General features: G+C 68.6%; 15 protein-coding genes. 11 read left to right on the forward strand and 4 right to left on the reverse strand.

All coding sequences use genetic code 11. The features are described 5' to 3' along the window. Positions 1 to 364 precede the first annotated feature (364 nt). Positions 365 to 1414 carry a S66 family peptidase gene (locus ACTJKH_RS11005; protein ID WP_440736939.1) on the reverse strand — a complete coding sequence of 350 codons (1050 nt, stop codon included), beginning with the start codon at positions 1412 to 1414 and terminating at the stop codon, positions 365 to 367. Between the two features lie 209 nt (positions 1415 to 1623). On the opposite strand from ACTJKH_RS11005, the gene ACTJKH_RS11010 reads away from it, so the two are divergent. From ACTJKH_RS11010 to ACTJKH_RS11025, 4 genes are all read left to right on the forward strand, one after another. Continuing rightward, on the forward strand, positions 1624 to 2022 hold the full coding sequence (locus tag ACTJKH_RS11010; protein ID WP_440736940.1) for a GntR family transcriptional regulator: 399 nt from the start codon (positions 1624 to 1626) through the stop codon (positions 2020 to 2022). Then, positions 2019 to 2936, forward strand: coding sequence for an ABC transporter ATP-binding protein (locus ACTJKH_RS11015; RefSeq protein ID WP_440736941.1), 918 nt, complete (start codon positions 2019 to 2021; stop codon positions 2934 to 2936). The genes ACTJKH_RS11010 and ACTJKH_RS11015 overlap by 4 nt, the downstream gene beginning before the upstream one ends. Next, positions 2936 to 3622 (forward strand): hypothetical protein, encoded by a 687-nt coding sequence (locus ACTJKH_RS11020; protein ID WP_440736942.1) that lies wholly within the window; start codon positions 2936 to 2938, stop codon positions 3620 to 3622. Before ACTJKH_RS11015 ends, ACTJKH_RS11020 begins: the two co-directional genes overlap by 1 nt. A gap of 168 nt (positions 3623 to 3790) precedes the next feature. Next, on the forward strand, positions 3791 to 4903 hold the full coding sequence (locus ACTJKH_RS11025) for an FUSC family protein (RefSeq protein WP_440736943.1): 1113 nt from the start codon (positions 3791 to 3793) through the stop codon (positions 4901 to 4903). Positions 4904 to 5008: 105 nt separating this feature from the next. On the opposite strand, the gene ACTJKH_RS11030 is transcribed toward ACTJKH_RS11025, so the two are convergent. Beyond that, positions 5009 to 5590 (reverse strand): winged helix-turn-helix domain-containing protein, encoded by a 582-nt coding sequence (locus ACTJKH_RS11030; protein ID WP_440736944.1) that lies wholly within the window; start codon positions 5588 to 5590, stop codon positions 5009 to 5011. A gap of 75 nt (positions 5591 to 5665) precedes the next feature. Here ACTJKH_RS11030 and ACTJKH_RS11035 point away from each other — a divergent pair, with 75 nt between their 5' ends. Together ACTJKH_RS11035 and ACTJKH_RS11040 are read left to right on the forward strand one after the other, a co-directional pair. Then, positions 5666 to 6976: an MFS transporter gene (locus tag ACTJKH_RS11035; protein WP_440736945.1), complete on the forward strand. Its 1311-nt coding sequence runs from the start codon at positions 5666 to 5668 to the stop codon at positions 6974 to 6976. Positions 6977 to 7128: 152 nt separating this feature from the next. Then, a complete protein-coding gene (locus ACTJKH_RS11040) occupies positions 7129 to 7587 on the forward strand; it encodes a GyrI-like domain-containing protein (protein WP_440736946.1) in 459 nt (152 codons plus the stop codon). Positions 7588 to 7590: 3 nt separating this feature from the next. Here ACTJKH_RS11040 and ACTJKH_RS11045 read toward each other — a convergent pair whose 3' ends face one another. After that, positions 7591 to 7809 carry an SCO4848 family membrane protein gene (locus ACTJKH_RS11045; protein ID WP_259161027.1) on the reverse strand — a complete coding sequence of 73 codons (219 nt, stop codon included), beginning with the start codon at positions 7807 to 7809 and terminating at the stop codon, positions 7591 to 7593. 168 nt (positions 7810 to 7977) lie between these two features. On the opposite strand from ACTJKH_RS11045, the gene ACTJKH_RS11050 reads away from it, so the two are divergent. The 5 genes from ACTJKH_RS11050 to ACTJKH_RS11070 all read left to right on the forward strand — a co-directional run bounded on the left by ACTJKH_RS11050 (position 7978) and on the right by ACTJKH_RS11070 (position 14714). Further along, the gene (locus tag ACTJKH_RS11050) at positions 7978 to 8604 is read left to right on the forward strand and encodes an RNA polymerase sigma factor (protein ID WP_440736947.1); all 627 of its coding nucleotides are present in this window, start codon (positions 7978 to 7980) and stop codon (positions 8602 to 8604) included. Continuing rightward, entirely contained in the window at positions 8601 to 9083 is a 483-nt protein-coding gene (locus ACTJKH_RS11055) for a hypothetical protein (RefSeq protein WP_440736948.1), read from the forward strand. The genes ACTJKH_RS11050 and ACTJKH_RS11055 overlap by 4 nt, the downstream gene beginning before the upstream one ends. Before the next feature lie 120 nt (positions 9084 to 9203). Next, positions 9204 to 10778 carry a S8 family peptidase gene (locus ACTJKH_RS11060; RefSeq protein WP_440736949.1) on the forward strand — a complete coding sequence of 525 codons (1575 nt, stop codon included), beginning with the start codon at positions 9204 to 9206 and terminating at the stop codon, positions 10776 to 10778. Positions 10779 to 11052: 274 nt separating this feature from the next. Then, complete coding sequence (locus tag ACTJKH_RS11065) at positions 11053 to 13488, forward strand: CHAT domain-containing protein (protein ID WP_440736950.1); 2436 nt, start codon at positions 11053 to 11055, stop codon at positions 13486 to 13488. Positions 13489 to 14387: 899 nt separating this feature from the next. After that, the gene (locus ACTJKH_RS11070; RefSeq protein WP_440736951.1) at positions 14388 to 14714 is read left to right on the forward strand and encodes a hypothetical protein; all 327 of its coding nucleotides are present in this window, start codon (positions 14388 to 14390) and stop codon (positions 14712 to 14714) included. A gap of 774 nt (positions 14715 to 15488) precedes the next feature. Here the strand turns inward: ACTJKH_RS11070 and ACTJKH_RS11075 are convergent. Next, positions 15489 to 16265, reverse strand: coding sequence for a DeoR/GlpR family DNA-binding transcription regulator (locus tag ACTJKH_RS11075; RefSeq protein ID WP_210096573.1), 777 nt, complete (start codon positions 16263 to 16265; stop codon positions 15489 to 15491). Between the last annotated feature and the right edge of the window lie 5 nt (positions 16266 to 16270).

Here is a 16270-nt window from a genome sequence, read left to right on the forward strand (position 1 = left end):
CACCGCTGATCGCTACGCGCATGCTGAGGCGAACGAGAGCGGTGCGCGAGCCGAAACCGCATGCCGGCACCCCTCACTCCCGCTTCCCCGGCCCGGCTCCCTCCGGCCCGGGCACAACTTCGGATGCCGTGGCTGACACGCCGCGGGACGACACGCCTAGGCCGGCGCTCCTCACGCGCGCTCCGAAATCGTGCCCGACCGTCGTCGACTGTCGGTTCCTGCCCGGGATGGCAGGGGAAGGGCGCGATTCCGCGGCAGTTGGCAACGGTATCGCAGCCGGGATTCCATGCGAGATGGCGGATTCCTACACGTCACCAGAACGTGCGATCACCTCGCCCAGGATGACGAGGACGATCGACCGGAACTAGTATTCCCCGACGACGGTCCGGTTCGTTCCGTCGAGGGTGACCGTACCACCGTGCGGAATGATCCACTGCGGACGGGTGTGTCCGAAAGGCACGCCCACGCACACGACCGCGGCGGGGTTATACCGGGCGACCTGTTCGATGATCGTTTCCCGCTGGGCGGCTCGCAGTCGCGCACGCTCGGCGGCGGGCGGCACGAGTGCGCCAAGTTCACTGACCGGAGGTCGGGCGACGAGCACACCGGCGACGACGTCGAGCACTCCGCGCTCGCCCAGGGCGCGCACCCAGCGCTTGACATGAACTGCGGGCGGTGCCTGTCCGCCGGTCTCCAGCAGCAGGATCGTGCCCTCCAAGTCGCTCAGAGCGGGCATTCGACCGGCGACGGCGATCTGGTCGACGACTTCGATGCAACCGCCCCAGCTCCTCCCCGACACGGCAGCTCCTGGACCAGCCCAGGTCCATGCTTCAGTGGCCTCGCGCGCGCCGAATTCCGTCAGGGCGCGGGGATCGTCCCATGGATGCCCGAAGTCCTCGGACTCGCCGGGTTCGGTGAGCTCGAGCGTGCCGCCGTCGAGCAGGGCAGCGCGCAGCGACCGCAGGTGGACGTCGTCGAGGTACGGGCCGGGCCCGAGATGCACCTGAGTGGATCCGCCATAGAAGCTCGGCACGCCAAGATTCCAGAGCAGGTTGTGCAGGTTCGTGTTGTCGCTGTAGCCGACGAACGGCTTCGGGTTCGCCACGAGCACGCCGGCATCGACGTGCGGAACCACCGTCACCTGGTCATCGCCACCGATTGTCGCCAACACAGCCCGAATATCCGGATCGGCGAACGCCGCGGTCACGTCGGCGGCTCGGGCCTCCGCACTCGCACCCAACTGACGCGTGGTCGGGTACTCGACCGGGATCAGCCCCGTCGCCTCGGTCAGACGTCGCATCGCCTGCTCGTGCAGTGCGGGTGAGATCGCTGGCGCGGCGGATGCCGGCGAGATCACGGCGACACGGTCGCCGGGACGTGCTTTGGGGACGGCTTCAAACCACCTCGCGACCATCCACCGATTAGACCAGACCACTAAGACCCGGATCAATGAACTTGAGCACTTGGCAGTACTGCCAAGTGACTGACAAGTAGCGGTGGACTTTGCCATCTTCACGCGGAACTAACATCGACCCCCGTCCCGCAACCAGCGCCCCTTGACACGATGGAGGTTCAGTGGTTACCTAGTCGAGTAAGTAACCCACTAACCACGGCGGAGGACTCGTGATCGAAGAAGGCAAGCCGCTCTTCCTCCAGATCGCCGAGCAGATCGAGGACTCGATCCTCGACGGCTCACTTCCGGAGGAGTCACAGGCGCCCTCGACCAACGAGCTCGCCGGCTTCTACCGGATCAACCCCGCGACGGCTGCGAAGGGAGTCGCCATGCTCACCGACAAGGGAGTGCTGTACAAGCGCCGCGGCATCGGCATGTTCGTCGCCGCCGGGGCGAAGGATCTGCTTCTCGGCGAGCGCCGCGCCGCATTCGCCGACCGCTACATCGACCCGCTCCTCACCGAGGCCCGCACGCTGGGGCTCGGCGCCGACGATCTCGCCGCGTTGCTCCGCGAGCGCGCGGCCCACACCGAACAGACATCGCAGACAGAAGGGAAGACCCCCGCATGACCGCCGTCATCGAGGTCCAGAACCTCACGAAGCACTACAAGGAGAAGAACGCGCTCGACGACGTGTCGCTCAGCCTCGAAGGGGGCGCGATCTACGGACTCCTCGGCCGCAACGGCGCAGGCAAGACGACACTCATGTCGATCCTCACCGCGCAGAACTTCGAGTCGTCCGGCACGGTGCGCGTCTTCGGCGAGCACCCGTACGAGAACGCCCGGGTCCTGAATCGGATCTGCTTCGTCCGCGAGAGCCAGAAGTATCCGGATGACGCCTACCCGCGTCACGCGTTCAAGGCCGCGAGCCTCTTCTTCGACAACTGGGATCAGCCCCTGGCCGACGAGCTCGTCGACCAGTTCCAGCTGCCGATGAAGCAGACCATCAAGAAGCTCTCCCGCGGTCAGCTCTCGGCCGTGGGCGTGATCATCGGCCTCGCCTCCCGCGCCGAGCTCACCTTCTTCGACGAGCCCTACCTGGGCCTCGATGCGGTGGCCAGGCAGATCTTCTACGACCGGCTGCTCGAGGACTACGCCGAGCATCCCCGCACGATCGTGCTCTCGTCGCACCTGATCGACGAGGTGTCGAACCTCATCGAGAAGGTGATCGTGATCGACAACGGCAAGATCCTGCTCAACGAAGACACGGATGCCGTGCGCGACCGCGCCGTCACCGTGGTCGGCGACGCCGCCAAGGTCGACGCCTGGGCCGCCGACCGCGAGGTGCTGCATCGCGAGGCGCTCGGCCGCGTGGCATCCGTCACGGTGCTCGGCGCGCTGTCGCCCGCCGAGCGGGCCGAGGTCACGGCCTCCGGTCTCGATCTCGCGCCCGTCTCTCTGCAGCAGCTGATCGTCCGACTCACCCAGAAGGCCGAGGCGGACTCCGCCACGAGAGGTTCCGATGTGAAGGAGGGGGTGCGCTGATGCGACGCACACTCAATGTCATCCGCCTGCAGCTGATCAACCGCCAGACGTTCATCTGGGTGCCGCTGATCGTCCTCGGCTCGGCTGTCGTGCTCTCGGTGCTCATCTACGCGATGATCCCCGTCGACACCCCGAAGTACGGCGGTGGCGGCCAGGCTCCGCTCTGGTACTTCTTCGCGATCGGCATCTCGGCGATGACGCTCACGTTCCCGTTCTCCCAGGCGATGAGCATCACGCGACGGGACTTCTTCTTCGGCACGCTTCTCACGGCGATCCTCGGCAGCGCGTTCATGGGCGTGCTGTTCCTGATCGGCGGCGCGATCGAGACACTGACCAACGGCTACGGCGTCAACGGCTACGTGTTCTACCTGCCGTGGCTGTGGGAGGCGGGTCCGCTCGGGGCGTTCACCGTGTACTTCACGCTCGCGCTCTTCCTGTTCGTCGTCGGCTTCACGGGTGCGACGATCTACAAGAGCTGGGGGCCGACGGTGCTCACCATCGTCGGTGTCGGCCTCGCACTGGTCCTCGTCGGTCTCGCGTTCCTCGCGACCAGACTCGACCTCTGGGTACAGGTGTGGACCAGCATCCTCGATGCGGGTGCGCTCGGGCTCGCACTCTGGGGACTCGTCGCCACGGCGGTGCTCGTCGGGGTCTCGTTCCTCGCCTTCCGCCGGGCGATTCCCTGATCCTCCTGCTCCGCTGATCCGCTCGACCCTCGCCGGTCGCCCCTCGCGGGGCGGCCGGCGTCGTCGCGTCCACACCCGCTACCCGCCGCGAGCGCAGGACGCAACCCGGTGCGGGCACCGTGGCGCACCGGATAGCGTCACCTGCGGGGAGGATGACGAAGGGATGCCGTGAGCAACATCACCACGCGACTCCGAGCGCGCCGCTCGGGGGCCGCGCTCGAGATCCGCGAAGCCGTGCATCCAGCCCGCCTCCTGCTCGTGGCGAAGACCACGCTCGCCGTGGGTCTCGCCTGGACGATCGCCCCGCACATGCCGGGCATCACCGACGAGTACCCCTACTACGCCCCGCTCGGCGCGATCGTGAGCATGTATCCGACCCTCATGGGGTCGCTGCGGTCGGGCCTGCAGACGCTGCTGGGCCTCGCCACCGGTATCGGGCTCGCTCTCCTGGTGGTGATGACGGTCGGCCCGACCTGGTGGACGATCCCCGCCGTGGTGGGTGTGGGCATGCTCATCTCCGGCACCGGCTGGTTCGGCGCCGCCCGCGAATACGTGCCGGTCGCCGCGCTCTTCGTACTGATCATCGGCGGCCAGAACGCCGACGACTACTCGCTCGGGTACCTGGTGCAGATGGCGGTCGGCGTCGCCATCGGGCTCATCGTCAACGTGGTGATCGCACCGGCTCCGCTGACGCTCGCCGCCGCCGCACGGGTCGACGCATTCCGCGAGCAGCTGAGCACGCATCTGCACGACATCGGCTCGGCCGTGTCGGAGTCCTGGCCGCCCGAGCACGAGAAATGGGCGAACGATGCGGCGTCCCTCGCCGATACGACCTCCGCGCTGCGCGACGCTCTGGCCGACGCGGACGACAGCCGACGCGGCAACGTCAGGGCGCGCGGCCGACGGGGCGAGACGCAGCACATCCACGCGGACCTGACGCGCCTCGATCGAGTCGCCCACCTCATCCGCGACATCTCCGACGAGATCGCGGACACCATCTGGGATCGACCGGGCGCGCTCGTGCTCGACCCCGCGCTGCCCGAGCCGCTGTCGGCCGCCTGTCATGCGGTCGCCGAGGTCGTCGGCCAGGAGGAGCCGCTGACCGCTGCAGATCACCGCGCCAGGGCCGAGGCGGCGCGGGCGATCCGCCTGCTGCTCGAGACGGTCGACGACCGCACGATCGACGTGCACCGCTCGATGGGTCCAGGCGTGCTCGCGGCCATGCACCTTCGTCGCATCCTGATCCTCAGTGGCCACCGCGAACCGGACGCACCGGAGTAGCCGCCGTCGCCGGGGTAGCCGTTCGAATCGCCTGAATGACCCGATATTCACTCCGGATCGGGTCATTCAGGCGATTCGAACGCCCGGGAACGGCCCTCCGCCGCGTCAGATGGTGTCGTCGGCCGCGAGGACGTCGATCTGCCACGGTCGTCCGGCCGGGTCTTCCTCGTCGTGGGCATCGACCGCCTCGGTGATGACCTCCTGCACGCGGTCCATCACGGCTTCGAACTCGGCCTCGGTGAGGCGCACGATGCGCTGCGAGAACGCGGCATGCATCTCGGTCGCGCGGCCCGAGAGGTACTCGGGCGTCCAGGCGATCACGCGGCTCAGCATGTCCTGATGGTCGTCGGCGATCGAGCGGACCATGGCGGTGCCCAGGGCCTCGTCGGGTACGGGATGCTCGGGGTCTCCGACATTGAAGGATCCCCTGCGCGACTTCCAGACGCGGTCTCGACGGTCGCGTGCATGCTCGGGAGCCTCCTCGATGAGGCCCGCGTCGGCCAGGACCCGCAGGTGGAAGCTCGCGCTGTTGGCCGGCACGTCGAGGTCGGCGGCGACGTCGGCCGCACGCAGGTGCTCGCGACGCGAGAACAGACGGATCATCCGACGACGCAGCGGGTGGGCGTAGGCCTTGAGCATCGCCGACGTCATCCAGACCTGATCGTCGTCCTTCTTCGCCTCCGCCATACCGAGAGTGTATCCGCACCGGAAGTTGCGCAATAAGTATTGCGCAACTTCTCTTGCGCAATTACCGTGGGTACCATGGCGACCGTGACCGAGCCCCACCGTCTGTGGCGCAACACCCGATACCTGACCTGGCTCGTGAGCGACACGAGCAAGGGGCTCGCGGCCGCCCTGTTCGCCTTCGCGATCCCGTTGCTCGCGCTGATCGTCACGAACGACCCCGCGCAGGCCGGCATCATCGGCGGCGCGGGCATGGTCGCCCGCCTGCTGCTCACGCTCGCCGGCGGCATCCTCGCCGATCGCCACCGGCGCATCCTCCTCATGCTGATCGGCTCACTCATCGGCATCCTGCTCGCGGGCGCATTCACCCTGTTGGCGCTCGGCGGCGCACTCACCTTCGCCACGCTCCTCATCGCCGACGTGCTGCTGGCCGCGCGCAGCGGACTCTTCGACGTCGCCGGCGAGAGTGCGATCAAGGAGATCGTCCCCGGCGAGGCGATGGGCCGGGCGCAGGCCGCGAACCAGGGCCGCGATGCCGCCATCCAGCTCGCCGGCGGCCCCCTCGGAGGCCTGCTGCTCGGCGTCGGCGGATGGCTGGTCGGCGCGGTCATGACGCTCTGCCATGCGGTCGCGGCGGTGACGGCGTGGATGCTGCAGCGCGAGATGCGCCGCGCCGGGATCGCCGACGCAGGAGCGGATGCTGTCGCTGCGGGCACCGAAGCGGATGCCGGCGCACGAGGCAAGACCAGCGCCTGGGCCGAGCTGCGCGAGGGTTTCACCTGGCTTCTGTCCCGCCCCGACCTGGGCGGCGTGCTGCTCATCATCACGGTCATCAACCTGGGCTTCAACGCCGCGATCACGACCACGATCTACGCGCTGCAGCAGGACGGCTACTCCGAACTCCTCATCGGTTCACTCAGCGCCGCAGTCGGTGGCGTGATGCTCGTGGGAGCGGTCGTCGCCCCCACGCTCGTGCCCCGCATCCGCGCCGGCGTGATCGCGATCAGCGGACTCTCGGTCGTGGCGGTCGGCACGATCGTGCTCTCGATGGTCACCGAACCGTGGGCCATCGTCGTCGTGCTCGGTGCCTCGGTGCTCCTGCTTCCGGCACTCAACGCGGGGATGATGGGCTACTTCATGGTCGCGACGCCGACCGAGCTGCTCGGTCGGGCGAACAGCGCGGCCGGCGTCCTGGGCATGGGCGCCCTGCCCCTCGCACCGCTGATCGCCGGCTTCGGCCTCACCTGGATCGGCCGCGAGTGGACGATCCTCGTCTGCGCGGCGCTCTGCATCGTCGCGGTCGCGCTCGCGCTCGGCAACCGAGCACTGCGCGCCCTGCCGGTCGAGTCGCGTTGGGCCGAGCACGCGAAGCAGTACGAGAACGCCTGAGTCGCAATCCCGCCGGATGGTGGTCGCGGATCCCGGATTGGTTGGTGTCGATGCCGGATGCCGATGCCGGTGCCGGCCGCCGCGCCCTGGCCGATGTCGGCGCTGGTGCGTAGGATCGGCGGCACCGAACACCCCGACGTGAGGAGACGACGATGTCAGCCCTGGAGATCAGCGAGAAGCCTCTTCCCTATGTCCGCCTCGCGACGCTGACCGAGACCGTGTCGACGCAGCCTGAGGTCGCCCCCGTCGTCGGGCCGCTGTTCGATCGGGTGGCCGACGCGCTGCTGGCGTCCGGGGCGACCCCTGGTCTGCCGATCGCCGAGTACGACATGGACCGGCACGGCGTGCGCATCACGGTGGGCTTCACCTATGACGGCCCCGCGATCGAGGGCCTTGTGATCGTGGAGCTGCCCGCCGTGGAGTCGGCTTTCAGCGCCACCCATCACGGGTCCATGGCGACCATCGACGACAGCTGGCGAGCGGTGAATGACGCGATCACCGAGCGGGGAGTCACTGCGGTGGGACCATGCCGCGAGGTCTATCTGCAGTCGGAATCCGAAGACCAGGCAGACTGGATCACCGAACTGCAGCAGCCGGTCTCCGCGAACTGATCGTCAGAGTGCGCCCATGAGCGCTGCGACGCCGACGAGCACCGAGACCAGGGCGAGTACCAGGGCGATCGCGATCAGCACGGCGTGCACCTTGAGGAACGTGGTGGCCTTGCCGTCGGCGTCCCGCGCCCGCGGGTCGGTCGCGACGCGCTTGTAGAAGCGGGGCCACACCAGCACGTTGAAGGCGGCGTTGAGGAAGAGGACGACAGCGAGGGCGATCACCCCTCCACGGTATCGCCCGCGGCATCCCTCTCCCCGCCAGCCGTCGCCCGCCTTCCGCCGGAATGCCCGCACCCCCGGAGCCCAAACCGATGTTCCGGAAAACTGACCGAGTCCATGTATCACCAAACCCTTGCCGTGCTCCTTACTGGTGTGATCACAATGGGACTCATGATCGACGGCGCACCCGACGGCGCCGCCCTCGATCCTGCACCGGACGACGGCGCGGCACGCTGGAGGCGAGCCGCCGACTTCTTCGAGGCATGGCGAGACGGCGACAGCCGCGCGATGGACGACCTCGTGCGGCTGATGACGCCTGTCCTCTGGCATGTCGTGCGCGCCTACGGTCTCGAGCGGACGCTCGCCGAAGACGTGATCCAGACGACCTGGCTGCAGCTGGTGCGCGGACACCGCTCGATCGCCGATCCGAAGGCCGTCTCGGCCTGGCTGACGACCACCGCCCGCCGCGAGGCCTGGCGTGCGGGCAAAGCTCACAACCGACTCGACACGACCGAGGCGGATACTCTCGACGCACTGCTCCCCGAGCAGGCCTCCGCCGAAGACCACGCCGCCACCGGCGAGGAGAACCGCCGACTCTGGTCTGCGGTGCAGCGCCTCGCCGAGAGATGTCAACGACTGCTGCGCGTGATCGCCTTCGAGGAGCGACCGGACTACGGCCGACTCGCCGCCGACCTCGGCATGGCCGTGGGCAGCATCGGTCCGACGAGGCAGCGCTGCCTGGCGAAGCTGCGCGACCTGCTCGATGCGCCGACACCACGGACGGGAGGCACCTCATGAGCGAGAACGACGGCAACAACGGCGGCGACAACCACGAGGATGCCGAGCTCTTCGCGCACCTGCGCTCGCTGTGGCGCGACGTCGACCCGATGCCGGCCGCACTGATCGATCGCATGATCGCGGCCGTCGCGACCGAGGGCCTGTCGGCGGAGTACGCGCTGCTGACCCTGGTCGACCAGCCGCTCGGCGCGGTGCGCGGTGATGCGGATGCGCTGACCCTGCAGTTCAGCGACGGCACGACGAGCATCCTCCTGCACGTCACGGCCACGGCGAGCGGTGCGCATCGCATCGACGGCTGGGTCGACACGGCGGCCGGCCTGATCGAGCTCGCCCAGGGCGAGCGCATCCGCACGACCACCGCCAGCGACACGGGCCGCTTCGTGTTCGACGACGTACCCGACGGGCTGACGCTCGTGCGCCTCACCACCACGGTCGGCGACGAGCAGCGCACCCTGTCGACCCCGCAGTTCGAGTTGTGATCCACCGCGGGGCGACCCGCTCACACCGCGGGCCCGCCCGCACACACCGCAGGGCAAGTCCCGCACCTCGCAGGATTCCCCGCACAGGACGCGGGTCCGCCCGCGAGGAGAGGACCGACGATGGAGCAGCCCAAGGGGTGGAGCTGGCAGGACCGAGCGGAAGGATCGATCCGTCGAGGGACGGCGCTGGATCCGTCCGTCGAGCCGGTCGACGGCGTCCGTGCGTTCCCGACCGCGTATCTGCAGGAGCGTCTGCTGATCACGCAGGACCAGATCGACAACGGGCAGGAGGCCTACGACCGGGAGATCCGCGCGCTCCGGGAGGCGGCCGGGTCGTTCGGCTGGAATCTCGACATCGAGTCGCCCGGCGCGGTGCGCTCCGCCGACCAGCTGGTGCCCGGAGTGCCAGGGTTCCTCCGCGCGCACCTCACGACGCCCGATGAGCCGACACGCGGCGAGTCACCCGTGCCCCCGGATGCCTGGCGCGTGCTGCAACGCGCCCGACGCAGCACGGGAAGCCCGATGCCGAGGACCAGCCTCGAGCACGTGCTGTCGATCGACCCTGTCGGGCTCAATCCCTTCAGCCGCACGAATCCCTTCAGCCGCACCAACCCGTTCAGCCGCACCAACCCGGTGCGGGGCGCGGGAGGCGCCGGTGGCAGCGACGACTACCTCGAACCAGGACGCGGCGCACGGCAGCCGGTCGCCTGGCTCGGCCCCGCTCCTCAGCGCACCGCCGCTCCGAAGCGCGGTCGCCGGCCGGTCGTGGCGGTGCTCGACACCGGATGCGGCGTACACGACTGGCTGCCCGACGACATCGTCACCCGTCACATCGAGCTCGACGGGGTGCCGGTCGGACTCACCGACGACGCCGACCCCGAGCGCTACCCCGATCTCTACGGGCAGCTCGACGGCGAGATCGACGCGGTCTCCGGGCACGGCACCTTCATCGCCGGCATCATCCGGCAGACGGCGCCGGAGGCCGACATCCTCTCGATCCGCATGGCCGGGGCACTCGGGGTGATCGACGAGAGCACGTTCCTCACCACCGTCGCCCAGGTCGTCGAACTGCTGCGCCGGCACCGCGAGAACCCGAAGACGGGGCATCCGATCGACGTGCTCAACCTGTCGCTCGGGTACTACCACGAGACCCCGGTCGACGGTCAGTTCAGCACGACGCTCAACGCCCTGCTCACCAAGGCACGCGAGCTCGGCTGCGTGGTCGTGTGCTCGGCGGGGAACGACGCGATCGACCGGCCGTCGTTCCCGGCATCCCTCTGGCCCTGGCCGGGTGCCGACAATGGCATCCCGCGCGACAAGGACGCCCCGCACGTCTCGGTCGGAGCGCTCAACCCCTCGGCCCGCTCGGTCGCGCTCTTCTCGAACGTCGGTCCGTGGGTGCAGGTGTACGCGCCGGGAGCGGCCGTCGTCAGCACCTCCCCGGCGTTCGTCGGCGGCGAGCAGGCGATGACGAGGGCAGACGTCGACGGCCTGCGCCGAGAGACGATCGATCCCGATGACTACCGCGGCGGATTCGCGATCTGGAGCGGCACGTCGTTCGCGGCACCCTACGTCGCGGGACGCATCGCGGCGCAGCTCGGCACGGTGCCTCCGCAGGGCGTGACAGCGGATGCCGCGGCCAAGGCCGTCGCCGCCGTGCTCAAGACACTGCCGTCACCGGTCGAGCGGGGGTAGGCCCCGGGCGGGGGTGGACGCGCGCGGATGGCTGGAGAAAGTCGCCGACGGCCGACAGAACAGGCCCGAATCGTCAGCCATCCGTGCATCGTCCAGCCACCTCGCCGGATCTGTGCACAGATGCATGCTCAGATCACGGATGCAGGTCGGATTCGCCGATCCGCGCCTGCATCCGCGATCTCGACATGCATCCGTGCGAAAGCAGACCGCCCACCGGACCTCGGATGCCGTCACAGACCTTCCCTGAGAGGCGACCGACCGGCATTCTGGTTGGATGCCCCTGTCTGCGCGCGAGCTGCACCAGCGCGGCGTCGACGCGGCCAACTCCCGGCGGTTCGCGCAGGCGCGGCGCGCTCTGGCTGCGGCATCCGCCCGCACCGATGACGACGACCTGCGCGCCCGCATCGACGGCACCCTGGCGTACGTGCTCGCGCAGACGGGTGAGCCAGCCGAGGCCGAGCGGCTGTCACGCGAGGCACTGGCGCGACCCGGGCTCAGCGCCGAGACCGTCGCCCTCGCGAACGGGCAGCTCGGCACCCTGCTCATGCACGGCGGCCGCCTCGATGAGGCCGACGTGTTCCTGACGAAGGCGATCGACGGCCTCGACGAGGGGTCGATCCAGAGCGCGAACCTGCTGATGAGCCGGTCGATCGTCAGCATGCAGCGGCATCGCCTCGACGACTGCACCGCCGATCTGCAGCGCGCGATCACCGCCTACGAGGCGCACGACCAACAGGAACCGCTCGCTGAGGCCCGCCACAATCTCGGCTATGCGGCCCTGCTCGGCGGCGACCTCGTCACCGCACTCGGGCTGATGACGAGCTCGCGACCGATCCTCGCGGCCACCAGCGACCTCGCCGCGGCGATCAGCGACCTCGACCGGGCCGAGGTGCTGCGCGATGCGGGTCTCACGACCGAGGCCGAGGAACTGCTCGGCGCGGTCGCCACGCAGTTCGGTGCGCAGCGGATGCGGCAGGCGCGCGGCGAAGCCGAGTTCCACCTCGCCCGTTCCCTGCTCCGGCATGACGCCCCCGCCGCGGAGCGCGCCGCTGCGACGGCATCGCGCCGATTCGCCGCCCTGAGCAGCGAAGGCTGGGCCGCTCGCGCCGAGGCCGTACGTCTCGAGGCCCGACTGCGCGCCCGCCCGACGACGCCACCCGTCGCCGACGAGTTCGCCCGCACCGCGGAAGCGCTTACCCGGGGCGGGTTCCGCACCGAGGCCGCCGCCCTGTCGCTCACGGCACGTCTCGCCGACGGAGGACGGATGCCTCGGCTCACCGCCGACGCCCCGACGCCGCTCCGGCTGCGGGCCCACGAGGTGCGCGCCGCACGAGCATCCGCCGCGGGGCGTCACACCGAGGCCCGCCGCGCCGCCGCCGAGGGTCTCGACCTGCTCACCGCCTGGCAGCAGTCGTTCGGCGCCCTCGACCTGCAGGCATCCGTCGCGATGCACGGCACCGAGCTGATGTTCACGGGGCTCGCCGCCGCCGCCCGTGCGCACGACCCCGAGGTGCTGTTCGAGTGGTCGGAGCGCGCCAGACACCTGAGCCAGCAGGTCGCTCCCGTGCGTCCCCCGCACGACGCGGACCTGTCGTCCGACCTGGCCGAACTGCGGATGCTCCGCGCCGACCTCGCGGGTTCGGATTGGACGACCGACGCCCGCGTGCGCGAGCTGCGCGACCGGGTGCGCGACCGGCAGTGGTCGTCGACCGGGGCCGGTGGCAGCCGTGAACGTCTGGGTCTGCTCGAGACCCAGACGCGTCTCGATGACGAGACGGCGATCCTCGCCTACGTGTTCACCCGAGAAGAGCTGCTGTGCGTCGTGGTGACGGCATCCGGCTCGTCGATCGTCGAGCTGTCGCTGCCGCGCATCGAGGCCGCACTCGACGGCCTCCGCGCCGATCTCGATGTCGCGGCCCTCACACATGCCGGACCGATGGCGTCGGTCGTGCAGCGGTCGCTCGATGAGAGGCTGCGCCTGCTCGACGACGCTCTCCTCGCACCGGCGCGCGCTGCGGCAGGTGGGACGGTTCGTCTCGCGCTCACCGTGCCCGGCATCCTCGGCGGCATCCCCTGGGCGATGCTCCCGGGCATGGCCGGCACGCCGTTCACCCTCGCAACCTCCGTCTCGCGCCTGCTCGGCGACTCGGGTCAGCGCACGACGTCGCCGAGTCCATCCACCGCCGGTTTCGCCGCCGGCCCCCGCGTGGCGCGTGCCGGCGAGGAGGTGCGCCGAGCGGCGTCGGCCTGGAGCAGCGCGCGGGTCGTGACGGGTGATGAGGCCCGCGTCTCGGCGATCACGCAACTCGCGGCACAGGTCGACGTGCTGCACATCGCCGCGCACGGCCGCCATGCGGTCGACAATCCCCTCTTCTCGGGCTTCGAACTCGCCGACGGCACCCTGTTCGGCTACGACGTCGACCTGATCCCGCACGCGCCCGACACCGTCATCCTGTCGGCGTGCGAGTTGGGTCGCTCCTCCGTCCGCTGGGGCGAGGAGGCGCTCGGGATGACCCGCGTCTGGCTGCACGCGGGCACGCGGTGCGTGATCGCGGCCCCCGTCGTCGTGGCGGACGACGTCGCCTGCGAGCTGCTCGGAACCTTGCACACCGAGCTCGCCAGGGGCGTCGCTCCCGCGGTCGCGCTGGCCGTAGCATCCGAATCCACCGGGCTCACTGCCCCGTTCCAGTGCCACGGAAGCGGCCTCTGACCTTTCCTCACCTCGTGCCACAACGCGACCGGTCAGGCACAGAAGCACGGTCGCGGCCAGCCTCAAGGATCGAAGCGTCACGGTCATTCCGCTCGTCTTTCGAGCCAGGGGTACATGCGGCGCTTGCCGTCGCAAGTGCGGTGCCGGATCGAGGATCGGGACTTTCGGGACTGCTACGCAGGTAAGTCCGCCTTCCACAGGTGTGCCAACGAAATGGCCAGACCGACTCGTGCCGCGAACCCAGTCAGAGCTGACCGATGAGCCGCTACAGCGCTACGTCCTCGGGGAACGCCTATCTGATGATGGGGCCCTCTGTGGATTGCGGGCGAGTGCCTCCAGAACGGGCGTCTCGAGGTCTAGTACGGCGAGGACACGCAGGATCGTGCTGACTTTCGGATCTGGGACGCGATCCGGTTCGGCTCCCGGATACTCGAGTGTCCGATATGTCGCCATAGCACAGCCGATCTCCAAGGCGACGTGTTCTTGCGAGAACCCGTTCGCCCGCCGATATGACTGCAGCTGCACGGCGATCAGGCCGAGAAAACGCGAGGGCATAGACAAATCTCCGGTAAATAGGAGTGCATGCTCCCACTCATCCACGTGGATGTCCATACAGTGCGCTGACTTGTTTCTTTCGCGGGTCGGATCAGGATCACTTCATGTCCCAATGGAGCGACTACCCCGGCACCACGTTGGGTGCTCGCCGGCGGCACCTCCAAAACTGAAATGGAGAAAGTATGCGAATCTTCGCGGAAACCAGCGCCCCAGTCAGCACGGTTCGAGCAACGAACCGGAGGCTCAGATCAGCTCTCGTGGGAATGGCTCTGGTGGCGACGCTGGCTGTCGCCCCCGCCGTGGCCGGTCCCGCACCCCAAGCCCAAGCGGCTTCGTGTACGCCGGTGGCTTCCGCAAAGGGGGAGTATGCGGGTGGCGTGTACTTCTACACGATGTACACGAACAAGTGCGCCTACAAGACACTCGCCGACAAGTACGGCGATCAGTCCGGCTATCTCGGAGTTGCGGCTCTTGTCGCGGGCTGGATCCCCGGCGCAGTGGGCAAGGGAGCTGGCTCAATTCTTGGAGTGCTCTCGATGCGAGATTTCTTTACACAAGGCAAGCTCAAGAGCTGCACCAACAACTTCACATCCAGCGGTGCAACGCTCGTCTTCGCAAAGGGAACGATGATTAGCTGCAAACCCACCTACGGGGGTGGCGGAGGTATGTGAGACCCAGCGCTTTCCCTTGGGCCCAGAAATCCGCGCGTAGATTCACGGGCGCGACTTCTGGGCTCGACGTCGAACTAGCCAACTAAATAGTGCCGCGATCGGGATCCCCAGCAGGACTCCGATCGGTAGACCCGGCATCCAACTCCCCACCCAAAGAATCGAGAGAACCACGCTCAATGCAACCACCACTGTGTACGAGAGGGCGTACGTCCAGTACCGCTTGTTCGTGTGCTGAAGTGCCATGTCAGCCTTTCACTGGGTGAGTGTTGCCAAGCGTAGTCCTGAGCGAGGACACTGAGCAGTGTGAATCCCCACTGTTGCTTCTCGGCGGCGAAGCAGTTCAAGCCGCCTGGTCCTCAACGCAGCCTGAGCCCCGCTGACAGCACACGGGAAACCTGAGGGGCATCTAGCCATGTCGCCTGCATGATCGAGTATCCGCCGATCATCGGGCCCGCACCACATCGCCGATCTGTGCATTTCATTCGTGCTCCTCCTTGCGATTGCGACGACCGATGCGACGGCGCGACTCGTTCTTCGTGGGAGGAAAGATTTTCTCCAGTCGATGTATCAGAACATCGACACCTCGCTCCTTATCTGCAGAAGGTGCCACGCGGAGGGCTTCGGAAACGAAGCGCGAGGGAGGCGCAGTCGAATTGGGGAAACCCTCGTGCACTGGGGAGTGTGAGGGAACGACAGACACCATCTGCTCCGGGGATGTCGCGAGAGAGGTCGCGGCATCCCCACCAGGAGTTCAGCAGGACACGACCGCGGGGCTCAGGCGGTCAGCACCTCGTAGCCGGCTGCGCGCAGGCCGGCGAGCGAGGCGGCGTCCGCGCCGTCGTCGGTGAGGAGAACGGGGAACAGCTCCGCACCGCCGACGGCCGCGAACGCGACCGTGCCGAGCTTGCTGCTGTCGGTGACGACCACGGCCCGGCGAGCACGCTCGGCCATCATGCGGTTCACGGCCGCTTCGCGCTCATCCTGGGTGGTGGCGCCGGCGTCGGCATCCATTCCGTTGACGCCGATGAAGGCGATGTCGAGACGCACTCCTCGCAGCAGCTGCTCGACGAACGGGCCGACGAGCTCGTAGCTGCGCGAGTGGATCACGCCTCCGGTGACCACCACTTTGATGTCGGGGCGGGTCGCGAGCTGGGCGGCGATGTTCACCGCGTTGGTGACGACCGTGATGCCGGGGCCGGCCGCGAGATCGTCCCTCGCGGCGAGCGCCGCAGCGATCGCCGTGGTCGTCGTTCCGCCCGAGAGCCCGACGACCATGCCGGGGGCGACGAGTGCGGCGGCGGCCTGTGCGATGCTCTCCTTCTGCTGCGACCGCTGATGGCTCTTGTAGCGGATCGGCAGTTCGTAGGCGACGGAGTGGGCGACCGCGCCGCCGTGCGTGCGGGTGAGCAGGCGCTGCTCGGCGAGCGAGTCGAGGTCGCGGCGGGTGGTGGCAGCCGAGGCACCGAACCGCTCGACGAGCTCGTCGACGTTGACCTCGCCGTCGGCGGCCAGCAGGTCGAGGATCGCGTTCAGGCGGGCGGCGCGCTTCATGTCAC

This window comes from Microbacterium sp. 22215 (genome assembly GCF_052045655.1).
In the GTDB taxonomy this organism is placed as follows: domain Bacteria; phylum Actinomycetota; class Actinomycetes; order Actinomycetales; family Microbacteriaceae; genus Microbacterium; species Microbacterium phyllosphaerae.